Below are 12,594 nucleotides of genomic sequence, written 5' to 3'. Positions count from 1 at the left end.
GAGCGGTAGTTCAGTTGGTTAGAATACCTGCCTGTCACGCAGGGGGTCGCGGGTTCGAGCCCCGTCCGTTCCGCCACCTTTTTAGGGGCGTAGTTCAATTGGTAGAGCACCGGTCTCCAAAACCGGGTGTTGGGGGTTCGAGTCCCTCCGCCCCTGCCAGAAAGTAGAATCCTTTACTTATGTAAAGGATTTTTTTTTGCTTAAAATTTACGTTCCACTTCATCTTAGTCAAAAAGGTGTTATCCGCCTTTCGACGTCTAACACCTAGTTCCTAACTATTACTGACAGGTATATCAATTAATTGCTTTAATTCTTGGAGATGGTCACTATTTTGTAACCACACTGCGTAAAGCGTTCTCGGGATTAATGGGGAATTTTCAACTTTGACAAGGTCGGGGTAAAGTTCATCCCAGTAGTCAGGCAGAAAAGCACAGCTATTAGTCGAGCTAAGTAAGTCTCGCGCAATATTCGCAGAGGTCGTGGTCAAAAGATATGAATCATCGATTTCGGCAAGATACTCATCATGGTATTGGAAGTCGGCACCCCATTCGACTTTGATATAGCGACTTTTTTCACCTTCAATACTATTCTTTGAACGGAATAACGCTAAATTTAAGGAACCGATAGGCTGACTGGCCAATTCGTCCATTTTCGGCGCTTCTGTGGTGATGAGTAAGTCTAATTGGCGCTCATGTATCTGTTTCACGAGTAAGTGGCGCTGTGCGACCCTAGCTTCGATATGCAGTTCTTCATACTCTGAATAGAGGGATTTAAGCCAATTCGTTAGATAACCCTCCCATAAGGCTGTGCTGGCCCCTACAGACAGCTCATGATGTTGTAAGGCCAATGCGACGTCTTTCTTCGCCTGAGCCCAGGTTGACATCAGTGCATCGGCGTAAGGCCTTAGCTTCTCGCCTGCGGTCGTTAATCTGATATTATTGCGATGACGGGTGAATAAGCTGACTCCTAGCTGATTTTCAAGCTGCCTAATTCGAAAACTCACCGCCGATTGTGTGAGATAGAGCGCTTCAGCAGCACGACCAAAGTGTCGCGTACGACTGACTTCCAAGAAAGTTTTCAGTAATTCGGTGTCCAAAGTACATCTCCAAAAAAATTTATCGTATCAATTTAAATCTTTTGTTTTACACTTTGTCAAGCCTAACTAATACTCCGCGGCATGAACCACACAGCTATTAATAGAAGCAGGAGCGTGTTATATGGCGGAAAGCTTTGTAACTACCCACCGTTTTTTTGATAATAAGCACTACCCACGTGGATTCTCCCGCCATGGAGATTTTACGATTAAAGAAGCCCAATTTTTAGAACGTTACGGTTTTGCGATGAATGAGCTCGATCTCGCTAAGCGTGAGCCATCTAATGAAGAAGAAAAACAGTTTGTAGAAGTATGTCGTGGACAGCGTCCTGCAGAGACTGAAGCAGAGAAGGTTTGGTCTAAGTATATGGCTCGTATTAAGCGGCCTAAACGTTTTCATACTTTGTCCGGCGGCAAGCCACAAATGGATGCAGTTGAAGATTACAGCGATAGCGACGATTAATAGAAGGGCTCACCGAGGTGGGCCTTTTTTTATTGGTATAGTTGAGTGAGGTGTTTAACAATACGATCAGTATATCGATAACTTAATGCTTCCTGTAATGCTACCTTGGTTATCTCATCTTCTCCGTTTAGGTCGGCGATCGTTCGCGCGACTCGTAATATATGGTGAAAAGCCCTATGAGATAGCGATAGTTGCTGAAGACTCTCTTTCAACCAATCCCAATCCTCTAATGTTAGCTGGCAATAAAGACTTATCTCGCGGGAATTGAGCCGCGCATTTTCTTTTCCTTGTCGTTTATTCTGAAGCGCTCTCGCTGTACAAATTCGTGACTTAATCGCTAGGCTCGATTCATGATGCAGTGATGTCGAACCGTCTAATGAGGCTGAAACCGCTATAGAGAGTTGAAACCGGTCTATGAGCGCGGCAGAAAGTATCTCAATACTTTTCCCTAAAGCACTTCGAGCATTCTTGGCCTTAAATTCTGATAGCGCATAGCCGTAAGGAAGATTGGTTGCTGCGACTAATTGAAAACTGGCGGGATAAATAATCTTTGCCCTAGCCCGTGATAGGAGAACATAGCCTTGTTCTAACGGAGTTCTTAAAGCATCTAAAGTTTTCTTATCGAATTCTAATAATTCATCCAGAAAAAGGACTCCCCGATGGGCGAGTGTAATCTCACCGGGGGCTTCGGGGTGAGTGCTGCCAATCAACCCTGCCGCGGTAATGCTATGGTGTGGGTTTCGGAAAGGGCGTGATAACGGCTGTACAAGGTGGCTTTTAAACAAATTTCTCACTTGTGCTACAGCGATCTTTTCTTCAGGTGTTAGCTCGGGCAATAGGCTTGGTAAGCAACGCGCTAGAGTCGTTTTCCCGCTCCCAGGAGGGCCAACCATTAATAGACTGTGTCCGCCAGCGGCAGCGATTTCTAAGGCGCGTTTAGCATGATACAGCCCAACGATAGACTGTATATCGACAAAAGGAGATTCAGGACAAACAGTTTGTTTATTGAGTGTGCTCGTCGTTGCAATAGGTTCACCTTGAAGATAGCCGCATACTTGTCGGAGGTTCTCGGCATAATAAACGGTTTCGGTAGCAAAAATTAACTCCGGTGAGAAGAGTTGTTGAGCGACAACAATTTGATGTTTCGCATTGGCAGCCGCAAGCATAGCTGAAATCGCTCCTTTACAACCGGTCAGCGAGCCATTGAGTGATAATCCGGCATAAAACTCTACGTGACCATGACGCTTTAACTGGACCTGCCCTGAAGCGATAAGGATTGCAAGCGCTATGGGTAAGTCGTAGCCAGCTGTATCACCGAGATGAGGGCCAGGGGTTAGGCTTAGCGTTATTTTCTTCGCGGGGAAATGGTAACCACTGTTCAGCATCGCACTCCGCACACGCGCCCTAATACCACGTGCGGTGCTATCTGAAAGCCCAATCAAGATAAATCCGGGTAGACCTTGGCTGATATCAACCTCAACCGTGATCGGTGTGGTGTTTATACCCACGATATAACGAGTGCGAACTTCTGCAAGTGGCATGATCGTCTCCTCCTCACTGAAGTATGCTTAAAAATAGAAGGTTCTTCTCACATTCAGATTCTTTATTGAGCGACGCATCGATAAATTAAGTAACAATTTCAAAGTATTTATTTCTTTTCGAGATCTGTCTTTTAATTAATAGTAATCATGAGGTTACCTGAATACGCAAAAAGTCTTGTTCTACACCAAGACAAAAAAACATTGCATCATATCTAAAAACTATGATAACTCTGTAGGTATTGATTCGATTAAGACGAATATCTGAACTGATTATGAAAGCCCTTTTACGAGTGATTAGCCTTATTCTCATTAGCGTGGTGGTGATTATTCTCCCATCCTGCGGGGCTACGTTCGGAAGAGAAAAGGCTTAGAAATCAAGTCGTAATCTAAAGAAAACCCCCGCACTTAAAAGTTCGGGGGTTTTTTTTTGGTCCAAACACAACAAAATAATAAAATCTGAGGTAACAGAGTTTTCAGCATAAAATTCTGTATAACCCAAAAAAGGCAGAGGTTTAGTGATGACTGGAGCGCAGTGGGTAGTTCATGCTCTGAAAGGGCAAGGAATTAAGACGGTATTTGGGTACCCTGGTGGCGCAATCATGCCAGTGTACGATGCGTTATACGACGGCGGTGTTGAACATTTATTATGCCGACACGAGCAAGGGGCAGTCGTCGCAGCAATCGGTTATGCCCGTGCGACAGGGAAAACAGGTGTCTGTATCGCAACGTCGGGGCCGGGGGCGACCAATCTTATTACAGGTCTAGCTGATGCCATGATGGATTCAGTCCCAATTGTCGCCATCACAGGCCAAGTCTCTTCGGCGGTGATTGGTACTGACGCCTTCCAAGAAATTGATGTACTAGGGCTTTCTCTGGCTTGTACTAAGCACAGCTTTATGGTGCAAAGCGCTGAAGAGTTACCGCAAGTTCTGGCCGATGCCTTTGCCATAGCTCAATCAGGCCGTCCCGGTCCTGTCTTAGTTGATATTCCCAAAGATATCCAAATGGGCGCTGCCGATTTTCAACCTGTCCTTAGCGCTGTAGCCCACGATAACGTCTCTTTCTCAGGTTCGCTCGACGCCGCGAAAGCGTTACTTCATAAGGTACAAAAACCGATTGTCTATGTCGGCGGTGGAGTCGGTATGGCTGGTGCGGTTGATGAACTGAGAGCCTTTTTATCAACTACCTCCCTGCCTTCCGTTTGTACGTTGAAGGGATTGGGAACTGTACCTCATGATGAGCCGACCTACCTAGGCATGCTGGGTATGCATGGTAGTAAAGCGGCAAACTTAGCGGTACAGGAAAGCGACTTACTGATTGCTATTGGTGCGCGTTTTGACGATCGCGTTACTGGAAAGCTTGATACCTTTGCCCCTCATGCTGCGGTTATTCATATCGATATTGACCCAGCAGAATTAAATAAATTACGTCGAGCGCATGTAGCCCTACAGGGAAGCATTGCAGCGATATTACCTCAGTTGGCAACAACCGTATCGATTACTCCTTGGGTTGAGCATCTAGCCGATCTGAAAAAGACCACTGCGCCTAATTACGATCACCCAGGTGCACCTATTTTTGCGCCCGCGTTACTCAAAAAGCTGGCTGAAAAAATGCCACACAGTACCGTAGTAACGACCGATGTTGGCCAACACCAAATGTGGGCGGCACAACATATGTTCTTCAATCAGCCGGAAAATTTCATTACATCGAGTGGGCTCGGCACAATGGGGTTCGGCTTACCTGCAGCGATTGGCGCCCAAGTGGCTCGCCCAGAAGATACCGTGATCTGTGTGTCCGGTGATGGGTCGATCATGATGAATATTCAAGAGCTGGGGACGATAAAGCGCAAGCAGTTACCGGTAAAAATTCTTCTGTTAGATAACCAGCGACTGGGCATGGTCCGTCAGTGGCAAGAACTGTTCTTTGAAGAGCGTTATAGCGAAACGTTGCTGACCGATAACCCTGACTTTCTAATGCTTGCTCGTGCTTTTGATATCCCTGGCAAAAGTATTAGTAAAAAAGATGAGATCGACGCTGCACTGGATGAATTCTTAAATGCACCGACCGCTTATTTTTTACATATTCAGATTGATGAAAACGAAAATGTTTGGCCTCTCGTCCCACCGGGTGCGAGTAACACTAATATGATGGAGAAAAGCGCATGAATCAGCATCAACTCACTATCGCCGCGAGTCATCGTCCTGAAGTATTAGAACGCATCTTACGGGTGGTACGCCATCGCGGATTTGAAATTAAAACCATGCAAATGGCACAAACTCTGGGGCCGGAGCAGATTAATATCGAAATGACAGTCGCCAGCCACCGGGGTATTGAGTTACTTTCGACACAGCTGACTAAATTAATCGACGTGAACAGCGTGAACGTCATACAAAATAAAACACAACAAATACGTGCATAATCGTAAGGGACAGACAATGAGTACAAAAAAAGCAGAATTCATTTGGTTCAATGGCGAAATGGTTAAATGGGAAGACGCTAAAATTAGCGTTATGTCTCACGCCCTGCATTACGGCACTTCAGTATTCGAAGGCGTCCGTTGCTACGATTCGCACAAAGGCCCAGTGGTTTTCCGCCACCGTGAACATATGCAGCGCCTACACGATTCCGCCAAAATTTATCGTTTTCCTATCACGCAGTCTGTCGACGAATTAATGACGGCATGCCGTGAGGTACTCCGTAAAAATGATCTAAAAAGCGCTTATATTCGTCCCCTAGCATTTGTTGGTGATGTTGGCTTGGGTGTAAACCCGCCTGAAGGGTTCAGTATGGATGTGATCATCGCAGCCTTCCCATGGGGCGCTTACTTAGGTGCAGAAGCCTTAGAGCAAGGTATCGATGCGATGGTGTCTTCTTGGAACCGTGTTGCACCCAATACTCTGCCTACTGCAGCGAAAGCGGGTGGGAACTATCTATCCTCATTACTCGTAGGGAGTGAAGCCCGTCGTCATGGTTATCAAGAGGGTATCGCTCTAGACACCCAAGGTTATATTTCTGAAGGGGCAGGTGAAAACCTATTCGAAGTTAAAGATAGTGTCTTATTTACCCCACCTTTCACCTCTTCAGCGTTACCGGGTATCACTCGCGACGCTATTATTACTCTAGCAAAATCACTGGGCATTGAGGTGCGTGAGCAAGTGCTTTCTCGCGAGTCACTTTACTTAGCTGATGAAGTCTTTATGTCTGGTACGGCCGCAGAGATTACGCCGGTGAGAAGTGTGGATGGTATCACTGTCGGCGCAGGTAAACGTGGACCAGTGACTGAGCGCATCCAACAAGCTTTCTTCGGGTTATTCACCGGTGAGACAGAAGATAAATGGGGCTGGTTAGATCCGGTCAACGCGTAACCTTATTCATTTTATAACGGGCATGATATGCCCGTTTTGCTGTTATTTGGAGTAGATTGAGCATGCCTAAGTACCGTTCTGCAACCACCACCCATGGCCGAAATATGGCTGGCGCTCGTGCCTTATGGCGCGCAACTGGAATGACCGACGATGATTTTGGTAAACCTATCATTGCCGTTGTTAACTCCTTCACTCAATTCGTCCCCGGTCATGTTCATTTACGGGATCTCGGTAAACTGGTCGCGGAACAGATTGAAGCGGCGGGCGGTGTAGCGAAAGAATTTAATACCATCGCCGTCGATGATGGGATCGCCATGGGTCATGGAGGAATGCTCTATTCCTTACCTTCTCGTGAACTTATCGCTGACTCTGTTGAATACATGGTGAATGCTCACTGTGCGGATGCCATGGTCTGTATTTCAAACTGTGACAAAATCACCCCAGGGATGTTAATGGCCTCAATGCGCCTAAATATTCCTGTTATTTTTGTCTCGGGTGGCCCAATGGAAGCCGGTAAAACGAAGCTATCCGATCAAATCATCAAGCTCGACTTGGTTGATGCGATGATCCAAGGTGCTAACCCTAATGTGAGTGATGCCGACAGTGAACAGATCGAGCGCTCAGCGTGCCCAACCTGTGGTTCATGCTCAGGAATGTTCACCGCCAACTCAATGAACTGTTTGACTGAGGCCTTAGGTCTTTCACAACCCGGTAATGGATCACTTCTGGCGACTCATGCCGATCGTAAGCAATTATTTATCAATGCAGGTAAACGTATTGTTAGCCTGACTAAGCGTTATTACGAACAAGATGACACCAGTGCTTTACCTCGCAATATTGCTTCAAAAGCAGCATTTGAAAATGCGATGACGTTAGACATCGCGATGGGTGGCTCAACGAACACCGTGTTACACTTACTGGCTGCGGCACAGGAAGGGGATATTGATTTCGATATTTCCGATATTGATCGTTTATCTCGTCAAGTTCCGCACCTGTGTAAAGTCGCGCCAAGTACCCAAAAATACCATATGGAAGATGTGCACCGTGCTGGAGGGGTTATCGGTATCCTCAGTGAGCTTGATCGTGCCGGGTTATTAAATACCGATGTCCCTAATGTATTGGGCTCAACACTGAAAGAGACCTTAGCGCAGTACGACATCATGTTGACTCAAGACGAAGCGATTAAAACCATGTACCGTGCAGGGCCTGCGGGGATCCGTACCACCAAAGCGTTTTCGCAATCATGCCGTTGGGATACGCTTGACGATGATCGCCAAAATGGCTGTATCCGTGAGCGCCAATATGCCTTCTCTCAAGATGGTGGACTGGCGGTACTTTACGGTAACTTGGCTGAGAAAGGCTGTATCGTTAAAACCGCGGGTGTAGATGAAGAAATTCTAACCTTCCGTGGCCCAGCTAAAGTTTACGAAAGCCAAGATGATGCAGTTGAGGCGATACTCGGCGGTAAAGTTGTTGCCGGCGATGTGGTTGTTATCCGCTACGAAGGTCCAAAGGGCGGTCCGGGCATGCAAGAAATGCTCTATCCAACCACCTACTTAAAATCTATGGGATTGGGCAAACAATGTGCATTAATCACTGATGGTCGTTTCTCTGGCGGCACCTCTGGACTCTCAATCGGTCACGTCTCACCTGAAGCGGCAAGTGGCGGTATTATCGCGCTGGTGGAAGAAGGGGATATGATCTCGATAAATATTCCGCAGCGTGGGATCACCTTAGATATCAGCGATGCAGAACTTGCCGAGCGCCAAGCCGCACAAGTTCAGCGTGGTGAGCAAGCTTACACGCCAAATAATCGTGAGCGTGAAGTCTCGTTTGCATTACGAGCCTACGCATCTTTAGCCACCAGTGCTGACCAAGGTGCGGTGCGTGATAAGAGTAAACTTGGGGGATAAGTCGATGGCGACAGTTAAACCCTTGCCTGCTGAGCCGTCAGCAGGCGAATATCTTCACGCCATCCTGCGGTCTCCTGTGTACGATGTTGCACAGGTCACTCCGCTCCAAGTGATGAATAAGCTTTCAGAACGCTTAGGTAACACCATCTTGGTCAAGCGTGAAGACCGGCAGGCCGTGCATAGTTTCAAACTGCGCGGTGCTTATGCCATGATCGCGGGACTCAGCGAAGAGCAGAAATCTCGTGGTGTGGTAACCGCCTCCGCAGGAAACCATGCGCAAGGTGTGGCACTTTCTGCCGCGAAACTAGGGATTAAGGCGAAGATAGTGATGCCGCTGGCAACAGCGGATATCAAAGTGGATGCGGTTCGTGCTTTTGGCGGAGAAGCGCTTTTACATGGCGCTAACTTCGATGAGGCGAAAGCCAAAGCGATCGAGCTTGCAGCAGATCACGGCCTGACCTTTATTCCTCCCTTCGACCACCCTTCAGTCATCGCTGGACAGGGCACTTTAGGGATGGAACTTCTTCAGCAGGATGCACATTTAGACCGTATTTTCGTGCCGGTGGGCGGAGGAGGCTTGGCTGCAGGGGTCGCTGTCTTAATCAAACAGCTAATGCCTGAAATAAAAGTAATTGCCGTTGAAGCCAGTGATTCCGCTTGTTTAGCCGCTGCACTGGAAGCCGGACAGCCTATCGAACTACCACGTGTAGGCCTGTTTGCTGAAGGGGTGGCAGTCAAACGTATTGGTAGCGAAACCTTCCGTTTATGTCAGCAATATATCGACGACATTGTCACGGTCGACAGTGACGGCATCTGTGCTGCAATGAAAGATCTGTTTGAAGATGTGCGAGCGGTGGCAGAGCCTTCTGGCGCCTTAGCGTTAGCAGGAATGAAAAAGTACATTCAACAGCATGGAATTGAGGGGGAGCGCTTAGCCCATGTCCTCTCTGGGGCGAATGTTAATTTCCATGGCCTACGCTATGTTTCTGAACGCTGTGAATTAGGCGAACAACGTGAAGCCCTCTTAGCGGTGACGATTCCAGAGCAGCAAGGGAGTTTCCTGACCTTTTGCCAAACATTGGGTGGCCGCTCAATCACTGAATTCAACTACCGTTATGCCGATGAAGGGAAAGCCTGTATTTTCGTAGGTGTCAGACTGACGCGAGGCGATGAAGAGCGTAAAGAGATCGTTACTCAGCTGCAGAATCATGGCTATCAAGTCGTTGATCTTTCGGATGATGAAATGGCCAAGTTGCATTTACGCTACATGGTAGGTGGGCGTCCAAGTAAAGCTTTAGAGGAACGTCTCTTTAGTTTTGAATTCCCTGAGTCACCCGGTGCATTACTCAAGTTTTTGCAGACTCTTGGCACTCATTGGAATATCTCATTGTTTCACTATCGCAGCCATGGCACCGATTATGGGCGAGTCTTAGCTGGGTTCGAACAAAATCCGCGAGAAACGGATTTCGAACCCCACCTCGATGCCTTAGGGTATGCGTATCATGATGAAACTGAAAATCCTGCATTTAAATTTTTCTTGGCAGGGAAATAGCTAGAGAAGATTCCAAAAAGCATCAATCAGCGGCTCTCGTAGCCGCTGTTTTTGTACACAAATCCCTAATTCTAACGGCGCACCTAAATCTTCACCCTCTAACATCATAATCCGGTTACGGACCATCTCGGGACTATTTTCAATCACTACCGCTGGAAGTAGCGCTACGCCACAGCCTAATGCCACCATCGAAACAATCGCCTCATGCCCTGCAACGGTAGCGTAGATGATCGGATTAGGCATACGTTGTCGGCGGAACCACAGATCGATACTGCGTCTCACCGGTCCCTGCTCAGGGATAATAAAAGGGATCTCCTGCCAGTTACGTGCTTCGTGATTCATCGCTAACTGTCGTACAGGGCAAGGTAGAGCGGGGGCGATCATCACCAGTGGTAATGTTGCGAGAGGCGTAAAATCAATTCCGGCAGGCAGAGAAAGAGGCTTGCCTGCAATCGACACATCGGCATGACCGGAGCTAACAATCTCGACCGCATCAGCAGGGTCACCCGTGAATAATTTAATTTCCACTTGCGGATGGACGACCCTAAATCGATCAAGTATTGGCGGTAAATGGCTATAAGCCGCAGTGACCGAACAGAAAATTTTCAATTCCCCACTCAAAGAGGGGCTGTCTACCGCCATCGCATGCTTTAACTGTTGATATTGTAATAACGTTTGCTGGGCAAAAACTTTTAACTGCTCACCCGCCTCAGTGAGGGAGACTGAGCGATTATCCCGCAGAAATAAGGGATAACCTAGCTCATCTTCTAAGCGTTGAATCTGTCGAGAGAGCGTAGAGGGGCTGACATGCATTGCCCGGGATGTCTGCCCGAAATGGCAAGACTCAGCCAAATGGAGAAACAATTTTAAATCGCGTAAATCCATCATCATCATGCCTTTTAATGTTGCGTTAACTGCAATGTAATATTGTTAATATATCAATTTAAGCAATGCATTTCCTGTCATATGATGGGGTCATAATGAAACGAAAGACGTTTCAATAATTACACAAAATATGCACAACATTATCTGGAGTATTCATGGCTAACTATTTTAATACGCTGAACTTACGTAATCAGCTGGCGCAATTAGGTAAATGTCGTTTTATGTCTCGTGAAGAGTTTGCTGATGAAGCTAACTATCTGAAAGGCAAGAAAGTAGTTATCGTAGGCTGTGGTGCACAAGGCTTAAACCAAGGGTTGAATATGCGTGACTCTGGCCTGAATGTTGCGTATGCACTGCGTCAAGAAGCTATCGATGAGAAACGCGCATCATGGCGTAAAGCTTCAGATAATGGATTTACCGTTGGCACGTATGAAGAGTTAGTCCCTGAAGCTGACTTAGTCATTAACCTGACTCCAGACAAACAACACTCAGCAGTGGTGCAAGCGGTTCAACCTCTGATGAAAGAAGGTGCAGCATTAGGCTATTCTCACGGTTTCAACATCGTAGAAGTCGGCGAAACCATCCGCAAAGATATCACCGTCGTCATGGTTGCACCGAAGTGCCCAGGTACCGAAGTGCGTGAAGAATACAAACGCGGTTTCGGTGTACCAACTTTATTAGCGGTGCACCCAGAAAATGATCCGCAAAAAGAGGGATTAGCGATTGCTAAAGCCTGGGCAGCAGCCACAGGCGGCCACCGTGCGGGTGTATTAGAATCTTCTTTCGTTGCAGAAGTAAAATCTGACTTGATGGGCGAGCAAACTATCCTTTGCGGTATGCTGCAAGCAGGTTCAATTCTATGCTTCGATAAATTAGTGGCTGAAGGCACTGATGCGGCTTACGCTGAAAAATTAATTCAGTTTGGTTGGGAAACCATCACCGAATCACTGAAGTTTGGTGGTATCACTCTGATGATGGATCGTTTATCAAACCCAGCCAAATTACGAGCTTATGCGCTTTCAGAGCAACTGAAGACGCTGATGGCACCATTATTCCAAAAACATATGGACGATATCATCTCTGGTGAATTCTCATCCGGTATGATGGCCGATTGGGCCAACGATGATAAAGATCTTCTGACTTGGCGTGAAGAGACGGGCAAAACCGCTTTCGAAAATGCGGCACAGTTCGAAGGTAAAATTGCCGAGCAAGAATACTACGATCAAGGTGTGGTGATGGTCGCAATGGTTAAAGCAGGCGTTGAATTAGCCTTCGAAACTATGGTTGATGCGGGCATCATTGAAGAGTCAGCATATTACGAATCTCTTCACGAATTACCACTGATTGCCAACACCATTGCACGTAAGCGTCTGTATGAAATGAACGTTGTAATCTCAGATACCGCAGAATACGGTAACTACCTATTTAGCTTTGCAGCCGTACCATTATTAAAAGACTTTATGGCTAACTTGAAGCCTGGTGACTTAGGTAAACCTGCGACAACAGATAATAACGTCGATAATGCACAATTACGTGAAGTGAACGAAGCCGTTCGTCATCACCCAATTGAAGAAGTGGGCCGTAAACTACGCGGTTACATGACCGATATGAAGAGCATTGTCGTAGCAGGTTAATCGCCAGTAGCACCGGATATCTCTTCCAAGCCCCTATATTGTTTAACACTATAGGGGCTTTTTAATTTCTACAATATATAACTTATGACCTATCTGTTGCACTAACACCTTGAATCGTTCCTAAAGTATTAGGGGCGTGTAAGTATCC

11 protein-coding genes and 1 tRNA gene are annotated in these 12,594 nt (G+C 46.9%); 9 read left to right on the top strand and 3 right to left on the bottom strand.

Features of this window, described 5'->3' with window-relative positions:
- Nucleotides 1-83 precede the first annotated feature (83 nt).
- Nucleotides 84-159, top strand: a tRNA-Trp gene (locus HGT71_RS12080).
- Nucleotides 160-271: 112 nt separating this feature from the next.
- Here the strand turns inward: HGT71_RS12080 and hdfR are convergent.
- Nucleotides 272-1,096, bottom strand: coding sequence for an HTH-type transcriptional regulator HdfR (gene hdfR, locus HGT71_RS12075; protein WP_099824937.1), 825 nt, complete (start codon nt 1,094-1,096; stop codon nt 272-274).
- Nucleotides 1,097-1,217: 121 nt separating this feature from the next.
- On the opposite strand from hdfR, the gene HGT71_RS12070 reads away from it, so the two are divergent.
- Nucleotides 1,218-1,556, top strand: a complete 339-nt coding sequence (locus tag HGT71_RS12070; protein WP_214218028.1) for a MaoP family protein — start codon at nt 1,218-1,220, stop codon at nt 1,554-1,556.
- Nucleotides 1,557-1,585: 29 nt separating this feature from the next.
- On the opposite strand, the gene HGT71_RS12065 is transcribed toward HGT71_RS12070, so the two are convergent.
- Nucleotides 1,586-3,097 (bottom strand): YifB family Mg chelatase-like AAA ATPase, encoded by a 1,512-nt coding sequence (locus HGT71_RS12065; RefSeq protein WP_214218027.1) that lies wholly within the window; start codon nt 3,095-3,097, stop codon nt 1,586-1,588.
- A 272-nt stretch (nt 3,098-3,369) separates the two neighbouring features.
- Between HGT71_RS12065 and ilvL the strand changes: the two genes are divergently transcribed.
- From ilvL to ilvA, 6 genes are all read left to right on the top strand, one after another.
- Nucleotides 3,370-3,468, top strand: a complete 99-nt coding sequence (gene ilvL, locus HGT71_RS12060; RefSeq protein ID WP_099824934.1) for an ilv operon leader peptide — start codon at nt 3,370-3,372, stop codon at nt 3,466-3,468.
- Between the two features lie 147 nt (nt 3,469-3,615).
- Complete coding sequence (gene ilvG / locus HGT71_RS12055) at nt 3,616-5,262, top strand: acetolactate synthase 2 catalytic subunit (protein ID WP_214218036.1); 1,647 nt, start codon at nt 3,616-3,618, stop codon at nt 5,260-5,262.
- Nucleotides 5,259-5,516: an acetolactate synthase 2 small subunit gene (gene ilvM, locus HGT71_RS12050; protein ID WP_214218026.1), complete on the top strand. Its 258-nt coding sequence runs from the start codon at nt 5,259-5,261 to the stop codon at nt 5,514-5,516. The genes ilvG and ilvM overlap by 4 nt, the downstream gene beginning before the upstream one ends.
- A 16-nt stretch (nt 5,517-5,532) precedes the next feature.
- On the top strand, nt 5,533-6,462 hold the full coding sequence (locus HGT71_RS12045; protein ID WP_214218025.1) for a branched-chain amino acid transaminase: 930 nt from the start codon (nt 5,533-5,535) through the stop codon (nt 6,460-6,462).
- Between the two features lie 62 nt (nt 6,463-6,524).
- Nucleotides 6,525-8,375, top strand: a complete 1,851-nt coding sequence (gene ilvD / locus HGT71_RS12040) for a dihydroxy-acid dehydratase (protein ID WP_214218024.1) — start codon at nt 6,525-6,527, stop codon at nt 8,373-8,375.
- Between the two features lie 4 nt (nt 8,376-8,379).
- Nucleotides 8,380-9,927 carry a threonine ammonia-lyase, biosynthetic gene (gene ilvA, locus HGT71_RS12035; protein ID WP_214218023.1) on the top strand — a complete coding sequence of 516 codons (1,548 nt, stop codon included), beginning with the start codon at nt 8,380-8,382 and terminating at the stop codon, nt 9,925-9,927.
- Here ilvA and ilvY read toward each other — a convergent pair whose 3' ends face one another.
- Nucleotides 9,928-10,812: an HTH-type transcriptional activator IlvY gene (ilvY, locus tag HGT71_RS12030; RefSeq protein ID WP_214218035.1), complete on the bottom strand. Its 885-nt coding sequence runs from the start codon at nt 10,810-10,812 to the stop codon at nt 9,928-9,930.
- A 155-nt stretch (nt 10,813-10,967) separates the two neighbouring features.
- Here ilvY and ilvC point away from each other — a divergent pair, with 155 nt between their 5' ends.
- Nucleotides 10,968-12,446 (top strand): ketol-acid reductoisomerase, encoded by a 1,479-nt coding sequence (ilvC, locus tag HGT71_RS12025; protein ID WP_214218022.1) that lies wholly within the window; start codon nt 10,968-10,970, stop codon nt 12,444-12,446.
- Nucleotides 12,447-12,594 lie beyond the last annotated feature (148 nt).

The organism is Rosenbergiella epipactidis (genome assembly GCF_018494055.1).
In the GTDB taxonomy this organism is placed as follows: Bacteria; Pseudomonadota; Gammaproteobacteria; order Enterobacterales; family Enterobacteriaceae; genus Rosenbergiella; species Rosenbergiella epipactidis.
Note: the sequence above shows the minus strand (reverse complement) of the source record. Positions and strands in the feature narration are given on the sequence as shown.